The sequence below is a fragment of the Bifidobacterium sp. ESL0775 genome (genome assembly GCF_029395475.1).
Classification (GTDB): Bacteria; Actinomycetota; Actinomycetes; order Actinomycetales; family Bifidobacteriaceae; genus Bifidobacterium.
The window spans coordinates 1,007,717-1,022,417 of sequence record NZ_CP113917.1 but is presented as its reverse complement, the minus strand read 5'-3'; the positions used below and the strand labels follow the sequence as shown (position 1 = coordinate 1,022,417).

Here is a 14,701-nt window from a genome sequence, read left to right as displayed (position 1 = left end):
TCATTTCACCTCGTCGGTAATGTGGTAGATGGCCAGCGAATTGCTTTCGCGGTTGGCGCTCAGCAGATAGTCCTCGCCGTCCTTGCGGAACACGGTGACGTTGCTGGGGCCGACCCCGGATTCGATGATGGTCTTGTGCATCTTGCGGTCGGGGGCCGTGATGGTCATCAGCTCCTGGTCTCCCCCGCGGTAGCCGAAGAGGAAATAGGGCTTGCCAAAGAGCATCTCGCTGTCGATGGCGTGGCCGAACGGCGAACCACCCTCGGTGGAGTCCAAGGTGTTGAACTGGTCGTCGTAAAGCCTCAGGTGGTCGCCGTGGAAGCCTTGGATGGCCAGGTATTCCTCATGGCCGTCGCCGTCGATGTCGATCATGGCGATGTCGCTGGTCTCGTCATCGGCCAGACGTTCGATGCGCCAATCCTCGCCGTTTTGTGGGTAATGCAAACGGAAGATTCCCTCATGACCGGTAATCAGCGAGGTGGTTGGGGTCTCGCGGCGGTATCCATGGTTCTTGGTGATCCTGACGCCAAGCTCGCGGACGTCCTTCAGGCAGTCGGCCACCGGGTCGTAGCTCCCCACGAAGACCTTGCCTGGATCAGACCAGTCATCGGTGAACTTCTTGGAGTTGGCGATGGAGCAGCCGACGTACCAATAGCCACCGTCATGCTTGATGACGTCAAAACGGTGGATATAGGGCGTGTCGGCTATCGGCTTGACGTCCCAGTCCGTGCCGTTGAAATGCGCGTGCACGATGCGGCAGGTCTTGGAGTTGAAGCCCGGGTAGAAACGCTGGGTGGCCAGGAAATCCAGCGTCCCCGGCAACTGGACCATCGTCATCGTGCCGCCGACATCCGGCCAGACCGTGATGCGGCGGTAGTTGTCATCGAGGTCGTAGGCATAGCAGGGGCGATTTTCCTCGGAAGCGATGAGCACAAAATCGCGTCCGAGTTCGTTCATCCGCAAAATCGCGTAACCATGGTCGAGCTCGTCTTTGAAAACCTTGGAAAATCGCATGACCTCTCCTATGCCTGTTTGTTGTTACTTGTTGACGACGTTGATTGGCTTGCCGTCGAAGAAGCTGATCAGGTTGTCGGCGGCCTCAGCGGCCAGGCCGATGCGGGCCTCGACGGTGCCGGTGCCTGCGTGGGGCGAAAGCACCACATTGGAAAGCGAGCGGAGCTCTTCGGAGACCTTCGGCTCGAACTCGAAGACATCGAGTCCGGCGCCGGCGATCTGGCCGGATTCCAGCGCCTCGACGAGCGCCTCCTCCTGGACGATCGGGCCACGCGCGGCGTTGACAAGGTAGGCAGTGTCCTTCATCTTGGCGAACGCGTCGGCGTTGAAGACGCCGTGCGTGCTCGGCAGTTCGGGAGCGTGAATGGTCACCACGTCGGAGCGCTTCAGGAGCTCATCGAAGCTGACATACTCGCAATTGTTCTCGCGGTCGAAATCCTCGCCGAAGGGGATGTCGTTGTTGTAGATGACCTTCATGCCGAAGGCCTGCGCGAGCTTGGCGACCGTCTTGCCGATGCGGCCCATGCCGAAGACGCCCAAGGTCAGGCCATTGAGCGTACGGCCCTGGTACTTGCGTTCGGAGGGATCGATCCACTCACCGCGGCGGACGATGCCGTCATAGAAATGCAGACGCTTGACCGTGGCCAGGATGAGCGTCATCGTGAACTCGGCGGTGGGAATGCGCACCTCACGCGGGCTGTTGGAGACGACGATGCCCTTCTCCTTGGCGTAGGCGACATCGACGTGGTCGTAGCCAACGCCGTTGACCGAAATGACCTTCAGGTTGTCGCAGGCGTCGATGAGCTCGCGGTCGCCCTTCTGCGCCATGAGGATCATGCCGTCGTATTCGTGCCCGTGCTCCAGGACGAAGTCGCGGGTGAATGGCTTGTCGGCGGAATACGTCACGTCGAAACGGTCGAACAGCTTGTCAAGCCCTTCGCGAGGAACAATCCCCGTCACCAGAATTTTCTCGGTCATTATTGCTCTCCTTCGTTAGCGAATAAACCGGTTAACTCGAATATCCTCTGGAATCAAAATCCCTGCCATTGCAAGGATGACACCGGTCTCATAAGGAACGAATCGCCTTTTTCATTTCTTGCATTTCAGGCTTCTCCTAATGACACCGGTATCATTTTCGGTTCCAATAATAGCTCTTATTGTAAATACAAATTCAAAGTTGTCAAATGGAACACATATCTTGCTCGCCTTGGGCGCGCCGTCCATGGCCGCGTCCGGCGTGTCGGTCAATCCCTCGAAAGGAAAAACGGATCGGATGTTTCAGAGCACCGAGATCTTGACGACGACCTTGTGCACAGGCTCGGCTGTGTCCCCCACCATGCCACGCGGGGCGTGCATGTCCTCGGGATAGACGAGCACGTAATGCTTCGGTGTCAAAAGGACGCGGTTGTGGTGCTCGGGGTGCGGGTAGAAGACGATGTCGTTCTCCGCGTTGTACTCCGTCTTCGGCTCCACGCTGCCGGTGTCCCACCAACGCACGTATTCCTGGCCCGATAGCAGGTAATGCAGGTCGATGTGGTCGTGGTGGCTTTCGTAATTGATCTTGTCGTAGTCCATCGAATCGTAGCTCTGCAGATGCACGACGATGTCATCGCTGCCATCCAGCGAGTAGGTCTCATCGGGCTTGTCCGCGAGTTCCTGCCAGTGCGTGTTGAGGTAGTCGATGGCCTTGTCGATCCTGGCGCGGACTTTGGGGTCCGTGCGATAATCCACAGCGTTTCCGTTTTCCATAATGATTCTCCTTTGCATCGTAATGAATCACATGAAAGCATCGTTCTTGGTAACGACAAATAAAAATCCTCACGTTGGAAAACGGCGTGAGGCCTGCCGACACGCTTCATGAACAGGTCTCAGAACAAGACCCTTCAAAAACCTAGCGGAGCGCCGTCGAATCCCTGATCACCAGCTTCGACTGGATGATCTGGGTCTCGGGCTTCTGGCCGGCCTGCGTCGCACCTTCGAGCAGCGTTTTGGCCGAGACATAGCCCATCTTGTACGAATCCTGGCGGACGGCGGTGATCGCCGGGTTCAGGAACTCCATCCAGTCCCAATCCTCGAACGAGATCACGCCGACATCGCGGCCGATGGCGATGTGGTGTTTCCTGGCGAATTTCAGGAAAATCTTCAGCGCCTCGCCGTTGGAGGTGAAGACCCCTTTCGGCCGCTTGGACGAAACGAACAGGCTCAGCAGTTTTCCATCGGCCTCATCCGCGGTGTCAAAGGAAACGACCAGCGGTTCCTGCTGGTCTTTCACGGCGTCGAGGTAGGCGTCGCAACGGATGGAACGGGTGGTCACCGACTTCAGGTCGAGCGTCACGAAGGCGATGGGCGTGCATTGTTGGTGCTGGAGATAGCGGATGGCGTTCAGGGTGCTGTCGTAGTTGTCGGAGGTGACGGTCGAGAAGAGATCCTTTTTCAGCGGGCGGTCGATGATGACGGTTTTCTGCGGGTCGAGATTGGAGAGGAACTTCTCGTTGTCCCCACAGGTCTGGATGATCAGCCTATCGACGCTGGATGACCGGAAATTCTTGATGATGTCGCGTTCCCGCTTGATGCTTCCATCGGAAATGGCGAACGCCGTGGACTGCCCGCGTTCCGCGCAGGCGTCAAAAATGCCTTTCATGAACACCGATGAAAAAGGATTGCTGATGTCGGAGACGACGACACCGACCGTCGGCATCTGCCCACGCGCCAGACCAACGGCCACCTGGTTGGGCCGATAGTCGAGTTCCTGGATGACCTTCGACACGATTTGTTGGGTTGACGGCGATATCTTGTCCCTCTCCCCTCTGATATAACGGGAGACGGTCGATTTCGAGACACCGGCGCGCCGCGCGATATCCCTAATCGTGTAATGCATTTTTAGCCTTTAACTCGACACTGACTGACAGGTTCTACAATACCGTATCGAACGAATATCAGCCAAAGCGGCGTCAACTTTCCACCTGAAAAATCCACTTAAAGGCAGGTCAATGCTGACGCCGCTGGCGACATTCTTCGTCTACTCCATCTCGGAGGCGAACAGCTGCTTGGCATGCTCCTGGATGCTCATCACCTGGTAGTCGTTGGCCTGCACGGCCTCGATGGCCAGGAGGACCGCATAGAACTCGGTGATGGTGGTAAATTCCGGCAGGTCGGCGATGATGGCCGAGGCGCGGATCGCATAGCCATCGGAACGGGCGCCGCGCGAACTCGGCGTGTTCAGGACCATGTCGATCTCGCCGTCCTCGATCATCTGGACGGGGTTCTTGCCGATGTAATCGTCGCCATATTCCGACTTCAATTCCTGCTCGTGTTCCGGCGTCTCCGAGATCTTGCTGACGACCTTGGAATCGATGCCGTAGCGGCGCAGGACGGAGGCGGTGCCTTCGGTGGCGCATACCGTGAAGCCGAGTTCCTTGAGCCTCGTGGCGACGAGCGGCAACTGGCGCTTGTCGGTGTCGGAGACCGAGAGGAACACGTTGCCGTGCGTGGGCAGACCGCCTTCGTAGGCGGCAAGCTGGGACTTGGCGAAAGCGTGCGGGAAGTCGCGGTCGAAGCCCATGACCTCGCCGGTCGAGTGCATTTCCGGCCCGAGCAAGGTGTCGACGGATTTGCCGGCCTCGGTGCGGAAACGCTTGAACGGCAGCACGGATTCCTTGACGGCGACCTGCTGGCCGGGGCGGATGGTGCCGCCGTCGCCCTTGGGAAGGAGCAGCCCACGGCGACGCTGGTCGGCGATGGTCTCCCCCACCATGATGCGCGCCGCGGCCTTGGCGAGCGCCACGCCGGTCGCCTTGGAGGCGAAGGGAATGGTGCGGGAGGCGCGCGGGTTGGCTTCGATGACGTAGAGCGTGTTGGCCATGTAGGCGAACTGGACGTTCATCACGCCTCGCACGCCACAACCTTCGGCGATGGCGAGCGTCGCCTTGCGCAGGCGTTGGATCTGGTCGTCGGAAAGCGTGGAAGGTGGCAGGGTACAGGCCGCGTCGCCGGAATGGACGCCGGCCTCCTCGACGTGCTCCATGATGCCGCCGATGTAAAGATCCTTGCCGTCATAGAGCGCGTCGACGTCGATTTCGATGGCGTCCTGAAGGAACTTGTCGATCAGGAGCGGCGAAGGCAGACGGCCGGAGACCACCGTGTCGGCCTTGGCCTCGTCAAGTGCACGGTCGACGTATTTCTCAAGTTGCTCGTCGTCATAGACGATTTCCATGCCACGCCCACCGAGCACGTAGCTCGGGCGCACGAGCACTGGATAGCCGATGGAATGGGCGGCCTCGCGGGCCTCTTCGAGATTGAGCGCTGTGCCGTAACGCGGGGCGTTGAGCTTCTCGCGACGCAACACCTCACCGAAGAGCTCGCGGTTTTCGGCCAGGTCGATGGACTCCGGCGACGTTCCCAGAATCGGGACGCCAGCGGCCTTGAGACGTGCGGCCAGCGAAAGCGGGGTCTGGCCGCCGAGCTGCACGATGACGCCCTTGATCGGGCCAAGCTTCTTCTCGGCGTCATAGATCTCCATGACGTCTTCGAAGGTCAGCGGCTCGAAATAAAGCCTGTCGGACATGTCGTAGTCGGTGGAGACGGTTTCAGGGTTGCAATTGACCATGATGGTGTCATAGTCCTTGCCAAGCTCCTGTACCGCATGCACGCAGGTGTAGTCGAACTCGATGCCCTGGCCGATGCGGTTGGGGCCGGAACCCAGGATGATGACGGCTTCGCGGTCGCGAGGTTTCAACTCGGATTCGTCGGCGTAGCAGGAATAGTAATACGGCGTGACCGCGTCGAATTCGGCGGCGCAGGTGTCGACGGTCTTGTAGACCGGACGCAGGCCATAGTTGTGGCGCAGCTCGCGGATCGTGTTCTCCCCTTCGTCGCCAAGGTGACGCAGGTGGGCGATCTGCAAATCGGAAAGTCCCGCCAGTTTGGCCTTCTTCAGTAACTTCGGGGAAAGGATCTCAGTAAACCGCACTTCCATCGCGGTCTGGTTGATCAGCGCGAACTGCTTCAGGAACCACGGGTCGATCTTGGTGGCATCGTAGAGCTGTTCGATCGTAGCCCCGCCCCAAAGCGCGCGTTGCACCTGAAGATAGCGGTTCTCCGTGGGTGTGCGCATGTCTTGAAGCAGCTGGTCGACCTCGGCCTGGCTCGGCTTGGTGCCGTCCCAGTTGAAGCCCATGTGCCGCTTGTCGATGGAGCGCATGGCCTTGCCCAGCGACTCCTGGAAGTTGCCGCCGAGCGCCATAGCCTCGCCCACGGATTTCATCGAGGTGGTGAGCGTCGGGTCGGCGTTCGGGAACTTCTCGAAGGTGAAGCGCGGCACCTTGGTGACCACGTAGTCGATGGTCGGCTCGAAGCAGGCCGGCGTGGATTGGGTGATGTCGTTTTGGATCTCGTCAAGCGTATAGCCGAGCGCGAGTTTCGTGGCGATCTTGGCGATCGGGAAACCGGTGGCCTTCGAGGCCAGCGCCGAGGACCGGGAGACGCGGGGGTTCATCTCGATGATGATGATGCGGCCGTTCTTCGGGTTGACGGCGAACTGAATGTTGCAGCCGCCGGTGTCGACGCCGACGCCGCGGATGATGGCGATGCCGAGGTCGCGCATCTTCTGGTATTCGCGGTCGGTCAGCGTGAAGGTCGGGGCGACGGTGATGGAATCGCCGGTGTGCACGCCGACGGGGTCGACGTTCTCGATTGGGCAGACAACCACGACGTTGTCGTTGCGGTCGCGCATGAGCTCGAGCTCGTATTCCTTCCAGCCTTCGATGCCCTCTTCGATCAGGACCTCGTTGGTCGGCGAATCGTGGAGGCCCGCGCCGGCGATACGGTATAGCTCCTCCTCGTTGTGTGCGATGCCGGAACCGAGGCCTCCCATGGTGAAACTCGGGCGCACGACCACGGGAAAACCAAGTTTGGCGACGATGGCGTCGACTTCCTCAAGGGTATGGGCCACGTCGCTTTTCGCGGATTCGCCGCCGGCCGCTTCCACGACCTTCTTGAACTGCTCACGGTCCTCGCCACGGTCGATCGCCTCAAGCGAAGCGCCGATGAGTTCGACATGATACTTGTCAAGCACTCCGGCCTTGCCCAGCGCTTCGGCGGCGTTCAACGCGGTCTGGCCACCGAGCGTCGGCAACAGGGCGTCCGGGCGTTCACGCGCGATGATGCGTTCCAGAATCGGCACATCGATGGGTTCGATATAGGTGGCATCGGCCATTTCCGGGTCGGTCATGATGGTGGCCGGGTTGGAGTTGACGAGAATAACGCGGATGCCTTCCTCGCGCAGCACGCGGCAAGCCTGGGTGCCGGAATAGTCGAATTCCGCTGCCTGGCCGATGACAATGGGGCCGGACCCGATGACCATGACGGATTTGATGTCCTGACGTTTCGGCATTACTTGTTCTCCTTGTCAAAAGCGGCGGCGGATTGGCTGGTGGCGTTAATGTTCGGTTGTGATAATGATGTCGGCGTCGCGAGCACGGACGAAACCGGCTCCCCCGCCTTGTGTGCCCGCATCAGCGCGACGAAACGGTCAAAGAGATAGGCAGCGTCGTGCGGGCCGGCTGCGGCCTCGGGGTGATATTGCACCGAGAAGGCGGGAATATCGACGCATTGCAGGCCTTCGACCACATCGTCGTTCAGGTCGATATGGGAGACGAACACCTTGCCGAATTTGCCGTTGCCATACGGAGATTCAACGATCTTGCCGATCGGCGCATCGACCGCGAACCCGTGGTTGTGCGCGGTGATCTCGACCTTGCCGGTGGTCATGTCCTTCACCGGCTGGTTGACACCGTGATGGCCGAATTTGAGTTTGTAGGTGTCGAAACCAAGCGCCCGTCCGAAGAGCTGATTGCCGAAGCAGATGCCGAAGAAGGGGTACCCGGCATCAAGCACTTCGCGCAGCAAGTCGACCTCAGGGGCGGCCTCTTCCGGGTCGCCCGGGCCGTTGGAGAAGAAGACGCCGTCGGGATTAAGGGTCTTGATTTCGTCGAAGGTGACGGTGGACGGCATGACGTGCACGCGGCAACCGCGTTCGGCAAGACGATGAGGTGTCATCCCTTTGATGCCGAGATCGACGGCAGTAACAGTGAACAGCGGCTCCTTGCCTTCGAAATCACCGCAAGGCTCAACGGTATAGGTTTCATCGGTGCTGACATTGTCATACAGTCTGGCACCCTGCATCTTCGGCGAAGTCAAAACTTCCTGAAGCAAAGAATCGACGGAGCGCAGCGAACCGGTGGCCTTGTCCAACAAAGCGACACCGGAGAAGATACCGGCCCGCATCACGCCTGCGCTGCGCAGATGGCGGACCAGTTTGCGCGTGTCGATGTTGCTGATGCCGACGATATAGTCTTTTTGGAGATCGTCATCGAGGCTGTCGTTGGCGCGCCAGTTGCTGACGTTCGGGCTGGGTTGACGCACGACGTAACCGGCCACCCAAACACGTTTTGACTCCGGATCCTCATCATTGACCCCGGTGTCGCCGATATGCGGGAAGGTCTGCACCACAATCTGCTGGTCGTAGCTTGGGTCGGTGATCGTCTCCTGATAGCCGGTCATAGCCGTGGCGAACACGATCTCACCGAACGTAGATCCGAGCGCACCGTAAGGCTCACCCACGTAAAGCTGGCCGTCTTCCAACAACAGCACGGCGTTGTCCTGCGAGTACCGTGCCGTAGAAGCTTCTTGCTGACTCACCACGAGTCCCCCTTGCTCCGGGCCCGTGCGCGGACTCGGAAATAACTGGACCGGAAAACAAATTCGCGGCCCGGCCACCGTACCGCGGTCAGACTAATTACACAATTATTGAATCATTGTCGCCATCGGGTGGCAATGGTTGCCCCTCACCAGTCGAATCAGGCTGGATCGGTACGCCATCATTGGGTGACGAGGAATCGGTTTCATCATCCCCGTCCGAAACCTTGCTCGAGGAAACAGGAGGTTCATCAGTTACGCCTGACGAATCGGTATCAGTATGGGTATCAATATCAGCATCAGTTCCGCCAGAAACCGACGTCTCTCCTGAACTTCCATCCTCGTCAGTGGTGCCATCCACAGCGGCCGAATCCACGTTCCCCTCTTCGAAGGAATCGTCATTACCGTCTTCCGACGTATCCGATTCCTGCCCAGTCGCAGTTTCGATTTCAGAATCGCTTTTGGTCTCGGATTTGGTCTCAAACTCGCTTTGTGTTTCGGAATCGACCTGAGATTCGCTCTCAGAATCAGCCTCGGTCCCGGACTCAGCTTTGACCTGGGTTTCGGCTTCCGTCTCGAACGGCACACCGTCACCCTTCCCTGAAATACCACGCGATTGCAGGAATCCGGGAGCGGTAGGCGAATTGAGCCGACGCTCGGCCGCCTCACGTTCCGCCTTCTCCTTGGCTTCGGCCTCATGCGCCGCCTTGATATCGGTGAGAACCGCTTCCCTGTCGTCACACAACGCGCTCAAAAGGCCATGAATGAATGACGGAGAATCATCGTCGGAAAGACTTTTCGCCAATCCCAACGCCTCATCGATGGCCACGCGGTCGGGCACGTCGTCGTTGAAGAGAATCTCCCAAGCTGCAATGCGCAGAATGTTCCTGTCGACCACGGCCATACGTCTCAGCGGCCATTTGGTGGAGTGCGCCTCGAGTGCCCGGTCGATGCCGGCCTGCTCGTCGGCCACACCACGAACGATCTGGATGGCATAATCCGGCAACGGGGTCTGCGCCCCAGGCTCGGCGATGCGTTCGGCGAGCAGTGACGGGATGTCCTGCCCTTTCTCATCCGCTTCGTAGAGCGTATTCAGCGCCCTCTTACGAGCTGTCGAACGTGCCATGTAGCCAGTTGCCTCCAATGAAGATTTCGCGGTTCAACGCAACGAATACAGTATTCCGACTTGGTCAGCGTTGCCTTGCCAAGCCGGAAATATGGAAAATCAGTTGTTTTCGCGGCCGAGGTAGGAACCGTCACGGGTATCCACCTTGACCATTTCGCCTTCGCCCACGAACAGCGGCACCTGAATCTCGGCACCGGTCTCGACGGTGGCGGGCTTGGTACCGGCGTTCGCGCGGTTGCCCTGCACGCCAGGCTCGGTCGAGGTGACCTTGAGAATGACGGATGCCGGCAGCTCGACACTCAACGGAGTGCCGTCGTGGAAGCTGACGATGCAATCGGTGCCTTCGAGCAGGAACTTGGCCTGGTCACCGACGAGCTCCTTGGGGATGCTGACCTGATCATAGGTGGTCATGTCCATGAAGACGAAGGTGTCACCTTCCTCATAGGAATATTGCAGCGTGCGGTTGTCGACGGTCTCGAAGTCCATCTTCATGCCGGCGTTGAAGGTCCTGTCGACGATCTTGCCGGAAAGCACGTTCTTGATGGTGGTACGCACGAAAGCCGGTCCCTTGCCGGGCTTGACGTGCTGGAATTTCGTGACGGTCCAAAGCTGTCCGTCAAGGTTCAATACCGACCCGTTTTTGATGTCATTGCTAGTTTGTGCCACGTCTCGTCACCTTAGTCATTTACTTTTCAAACGATTTGCATTCATAAAATGCCTTGGTTATTATGCCACGACGTACGTACAGACAACAAGCCGTCTTGTCCGAAAGTTTCTACCCACATAAACAGTTGTGCCCCGCATCTAAAGATGCGGGGCACAACTGGTAAGCAAATCTACAACTTACGTTCTAGAACTACTCGATCACCTTGGTGACACGGCCTGAACCGACGGTGTGGCCGCCTTCGCGGACTGCGAAGGTCAGGCCCTCTTCCATCGCGACGGGCTGAATCAGCTCGACGGAGAAGGTGGCGTGATCGCCAGGCTGAACCATCTCGACGCCTTCCGGCAGCGTGATGACGCCGGTGACGTCGGTGGTGCGGAAGTAGAACTGCGGACGGTAGTTGGAGAAGAACGGCGAATGACGGCCGCCCTCATCCTTCGTCAAGACGTAGACTTCGCCCTCGAACTTGTGGTGCGGGGTCACGGTGCCGGGCTTGGCCACGACCTGGCCGCGCTCGACGTCGTCACGGTTGATGCCACGGAGCAGCAGACCGGTGTTGTCGCCAGCCTCGGCCTCGTCCATCTGCTTGTGGAAGGTCTCGATGGAGGTGACGGTGGTGGTCTGGGTCGGACGAAGGCCGACGATCTCCGCAGGAGCGTTGACCGGGATGCGGCCACGCTCGACACGGCCGGTCACCACGGTGCCACGGCCGGAGATGGTGAAGACATCTTCGATAGGCATCAGGAACGGCTTGTCAAGGTCGTGGACAGGGGTCGGGATGTAATCGTCGACGGCATCCATGAGTTCCTTGATGGTCTGGACCCACTTGTCGTGATCCGGAGCGTCATCATGCAGAGCGCCATAGGCGGAGGTGCGGATGACCGGGCAGTCACGATCGAAGCCGTTTTCTTCGAGGAGGTCACGGACCTCTTCCTCGACGAGCTCGATGAGCTCTTCGTCGTCGACCATATCGCACTTGTTGAGCGCGACGAGGATCTTCGGCACGCCTACCTGGCGGGCGAGCAGAACGTGCTCGCGGGTCTGGGCCATCGGGCCATCAGTGGCGGCGACCACGAGGATCGCGCCATCCATCTGAGCGGCGCCGGTGATCATGTTCTTCACGAAATCGGCGTGGCCGGGGCAATCCACGTGAGCATAGTGGCGCTTAGCCGTCTGATACTCGATGTGGGCGATGTTGATGGTGATACCACGCTGCTTCTCTTCAGGAGCGGCGTCGATCTGATCGAAGTCATACTCCGGGTTGAGATCGGGGTACTCTTCGTGCAGCACCTTCGAGATGGCCGCGGTCAGGGTCGTCTTACCGTGATCAACGTGGCCAATGGTGCCAATGTTAACGTGCGGCTTGGTCCGCTCGTACTTTTCCTTTTCTGCCATTACTTTGTCCTCCTGGACGTTTCGTAGTTATTCCCGAGCCTTCCGGCGCCGGGATACTCGCTACAGTTTACTGGGTTTCTGGGTTACCTGCCACAAAGTGCCCGAACCCAGTCAGCGCTTGAAAATTCTAGCGCCGACTGGAGACAGACACGCCTTGGGCGAAGTATTTTATTCGCCGCGCTGGGCCTTGATGATCTCCTCGGAGACCGCCTTCGGCACCTCTGCATACGAATCCATCTGCATGGTGAACATCGCGCGGCCCTGCGTCTTGGAGCGCAGGTCGCCGATGTAGCCGAACATCTCGCTCAGCGGGACCTTCGCCTCGATGACCTTGACGCCGGTGGCGTCCTTCATCTCGGTGATGTTGCCACGGCGGGAGTTGATGTCGCCCATGACGTCGCCCATGTACTCCTCGGGCGTACGCACCTCGACGGCCATAATCGGCTCGAGGATGACGGGCTTGGCCTTCGGGGCCGCGGTCTTGAACGCCATGGAACCGGCGATCTTGAAGGCGAGCTCAGAGGAATCGACATCGTGGATCTGGCCGTCGGTGACGGTCGCCTTGACGCCGACCACCGGGAACCCGGCGAGGATGCCGGACTCCATGGCTTCCTGCACACCAGCATCGATCGAAGGAATGAATTCCTTGGTGATGTGGCCGCCGGTGACCTCGTTGACGAACTCGTAGTCCTTGCCCTCGGCTGGATCGATCGGCTCGAAGTTCATCAAGACCTTCGCGAACTGGCCGGAACCACCCGTCTGCTTCTTGTGGGTGTATTCCTGGTTCATGACAGCCTTGCGAATGGTCTCGCGGTAGGCGACCTGCGGGTTGCCCACGTTGCAATCGACGTTGAACTCGCGGCGCATACGGTCGACGATGATGTCGAGCTGGAGCTCACCCATGCCGGAAATCAGCGTCTGGCCGCTTTCCTCATCGGTCTTGACCTGGAAGGTCGGATCCTCGTCGGCGAGCTTCGCCAGAGCGATCGACATCTTCTCCTGGTCGGCCTTGGTCTTCGGCTCCACAGCGACCTCGATAACGGGGTCGGGGAAGGTCATGGACTCCAGCGAGATCGGAGCGTTGTCGGCGCACAGCGTGTCGCCGGTAGAGACGTTCTTGAGCCCCACGAGCGTGTAGATGTTGCCGGCTTCGGCGGCATCGACAGGATTCTCCTTGTCGGCGTGCATCTGGAAAATCTTGCCGACGCGTTCTTTCTTGTCCTTCGTGGAATCGAGCACGGTGTCGCCCGGCTTGATGGAGCCGGAGTAGACGCGCACGAACACGAGCTTGCCATAGAAGGGGTGGGTCGAAATCTTGAATACCAGTGCGGCGAACGGATCGTCCATCGTGGGCTTGCGGTCGATCTCCTGGGACTCGTCGCCGGGCTTGAAGCCGACGATGGCGGGAACGTCCTCAGGGCTGGGGAGGTAATCGACCACCGCGTCGAGCAGCGGCTGAATGCCCTTGTCCTTGAAAGCGGAACCGCAGAGGACCGGGTAGGCCTTGCGCTCGATGGTGAGCTTGCGGATACCTGCACGGATCTCCTCTTCGCTCATCTCGCCGGACTCGAGGTACTTCTCCATGAGGTCGTCGTCGGACTCGGCCACCTGGTCGAGGAGCTCCGAGCGATACTGTTCGGCCTTGTCCTTCAGGTCATCAGGGATATCGACGGTGTCGTAGTGGGCGCCGAGATCGGTGGTGACGTCCTTCCAGACGTAGGCCTTCATACGGATCAAATCGACCATGCCGACGAAGTCGTTCTCAGCGCCAATCGGCAATTGCACAACCAACGGGGTGGCTCCCAGCTTCGACTTGATGGTGTCGACGGAGTAGTAGAAGTCAGCGCCGAGCTTGTCCATCTTGTTGATGAAGCAGATGCGCGGCACGCCGTACTTGTCGGCCTGACGCCACACGGTCTCGCTCTGGGGCTCCACGCCTTCCTTGCCATCGAAGACGGCGACGGCGCCATCGAGCACACGGAGCGAACGCTCCACCTCGGCCGTGAAGTCCACGTGGCCGGGGGTGTCGATGATGTTGATCTGGAACTTCTTGTCGGGATCATGGGTCTGACGGTTCCAGAAGCAGGTGGTCGCGGCGGACTGAATGGTGATGCCGCGTTCCTTTTCCTGGGCCATGAAGTCCATGGTCGAGGCGCCTTCGTGCGTCTCGCCGATCTTGTAGTTCTTACCGGTGTAATACAGAATACGTTCCGTACACGTTGTCTTACCGGCATCGATGTGAGCCATGATGCCGATGTTGCGGACCTCGTTGAGGTCACTGAGCACATCAAGTGCCATAAATCTATCCTTACCCTAACTCGTCTGTCGAAATTACCAGCGATAGTGAGCGAAGGCCTTGTTGGCCTCGGCCATCTTGTGCGTGTCCTCGCGGCGCTTCACGGAAGCACCGAGGCCGTTGGAGGCATCGAGGATCTCGTTGGCGAGACGCTCGGCCATGGTCTTCTCACGACGCTTGCGCGAGAAGTCGGTCAGCCAGCGAAGGCTCAGGGCGTTCGCGCGGTTGGGCTTGACCTCGACCGGGACCTGGTAGGTCGCGCCGCCGACACGGCGGGAACGGACCTCGAGGGACGGGCGGATGTTGTCGAGCGCGCGCTTCAGCACGGCGACGGGTTCCTGATCGGTCTTCTCCTTGACCATGTCAAGTGCGGAGTAGACGATGTCCTCGGCGATCGACTTCTTGCCGTCGAGCAGGATCTTGTTGATGAGCTGAGCGACCACGGTGGAGCCGTAGATCGGATCAGGGAGCAGCTGGTGCTTCTTGGATGGTCCTTTACGTGACATATCTC

At 59.3% G+C, this 14,701-nt stretch carries 10 protein-coding genes and 1 pseudogene; all 11 read right to left on the bottom strand.

Annotated elements, in window-relative coordinates; all coding sequences use genetic code 11:
* On the bottom strand, nt 1-1,014 hold the full coding sequence (locus OZX73_RS03575; RefSeq protein ID WP_277150722.1) for a hypothetical protein: 1,014 nt from the start codon (nt 1,012-1,014) through the stop codon (nt 1-3).
* A 24-nt stretch (nt 1,015-1,038) separates the two neighbouring features.
* A complete protein-coding gene (locus tag OZX73_RS03570; RefSeq protein ID WP_277150720.1) occupies nt 1,039-1,992 on the bottom strand; it encodes an NAD(P)-dependent oxidoreductase in 954 nt (317 codons plus the stop codon).
* A gap of 300 nt (nt 1,993-2,292) precedes the next feature.
* Nucleotides 2,293-2,763 (bottom strand): YhcH/YjgK/YiaL family protein, encoded by a 471-nt coding sequence (locus tag OZX73_RS03565; RefSeq protein WP_277150719.1) that lies wholly within the window; start codon nt 2,761-2,763, stop codon nt 2,293-2,295.
* Nucleotides 2,764-2,905: 142 nt separating this feature from the next.
* On the bottom strand, nt 2,906-3,892 hold the full coding sequence (locus OZX73_RS03560) for a LacI family DNA-binding transcriptional regulator (protein WP_277150718.1): 987 nt from the start codon (nt 3,890-3,892) through the stop codon (nt 2,906-2,908).
* A gap of 141 nt (nt 3,893-4,033) precedes the next feature.
* The gene (gene carB, locus OZX73_RS03555; RefSeq protein WP_277150717.1) at nt 4,034-7,405 is read right to left on the bottom strand and encodes a carbamoyl-phosphate synthase large subunit; all 3,372 of its coding nucleotides are present in this window, start codon (nt 7,403-7,405) and stop codon (nt 4,034-4,036) included.
* Nucleotides 7,405-8,712 carry a glutamine-hydrolyzing carbamoyl-phosphate synthase small subunit gene (carA, locus tag OZX73_RS03550; RefSeq protein WP_277150716.1) on the bottom strand — a complete coding sequence of 436 codons (1,308 nt, stop codon included), beginning with the start codon at nt 8,710-8,712 and terminating at the stop codon, nt 7,405-7,407. Before carA ends, carB begins: the two co-directional genes overlap by 1 nt.
* 655 nt (nt 8,713-9,367) lie before the next feature.
* Nucleotides 9,368-9,835: pseudogene (nusB, locus tag OZX73_RS03545) on the bottom strand (transcription antitermination factor NusB); the annotation flags it as partial.
* A 99-nt stretch (nt 9,836-9,934) separates the two neighbouring features.
* Nucleotides 9,935-10,501 (bottom strand): elongation factor P, encoded by a 567-nt coding sequence (gene efp / locus OZX73_RS03540; protein WP_277150715.1) that lies wholly within the window; start codon nt 10,499-10,501, stop codon nt 9,935-9,937.
* A 190-nt stretch (nt 10,502-10,691) separates the two neighbouring features.
* A complete protein-coding gene (gene tuf / locus OZX73_RS03535) occupies nt 10,692-11,894 on the bottom strand; it encodes an elongation factor Tu (RefSeq protein WP_277150714.1) in 1,203 nt (400 codons plus the stop codon).
* 168 nt (nt 11,895-12,062) lie between these two features.
* A complete protein-coding gene (gene fusA / locus OZX73_RS03530; RefSeq protein ID WP_277150713.1) occupies nt 12,063-14,192 on the bottom strand; it encodes an elongation factor G in 2,130 nt (709 codons plus the stop codon).
* Between the two features lie 33 nt (nt 14,193-14,225).
* On the bottom strand, nt 14,226-14,696 hold the full coding sequence (gene rpsG, locus OZX73_RS03525; protein ID WP_277141807.1) for a 30S ribosomal protein S7: 471 nt from the start codon (nt 14,694-14,696) through the stop codon (nt 14,226-14,228).
* Nucleotides 14,697-14,701: the final 5 nt, after the last annotated feature.

Excerpts from the sequence above, each read along its gene's own strand:
- OZX73_RS03575 (WP_277150722.1), bottom strand. The coding sequence starts at position 1,014 with ATGCGATTTTCCAAGGTTTTCAAAGACGAGCTCGACCATGGTTACGCG.
- OZX73_RS03570 (WP_277150720.1), bottom strand. The coding sequence starts at position 1,992 with ATGACCGAGAAAATTCTGGTGACGGGGATTGTTCCTCGCGAAGGGCTT.
- OZX73_RS03565 (WP_277150719.1), bottom strand. The coding sequence starts at position 2,763 with ATGGAAAACGGAAACGCTGTGGATTATCGCACGGACCCCAAAGTCCGC.
- OZX73_RS03560 (WP_277150718.1), bottom strand. The coding sequence starts at position 3,892 with ATGCATTACACGATTAGGGATATCGCGCGGCGCGCCGGTGTCTCGAAA.
- carB (WP_277150717.1), bottom strand. The coding sequence starts at position 7,405 with ATGCCGAAACGTCAGGACATCAAATCCGTCATGGTCATCGGGTCCGGC.
- tuf (WP_277150714.1), bottom strand. The coding sequence starts at position 11,894 with ATGGCAGAAAAGGAAAAGTACGAGCGGACCAAGCCGCACGTTAACATT.
- fusA (WP_277150713.1), bottom strand. The coding sequence starts at position 14,192 with ATGGCACTTGATGTGCTCAGTGACCTCAACGAGGTCCGCAACATCGGC.
- rpsG (WP_277141807.1), bottom strand. The coding sequence starts at position 14,696 with ATGTCACGTAAAGGACCATCCAAGAAGCACCAGCTGCTCCCTGATCCG.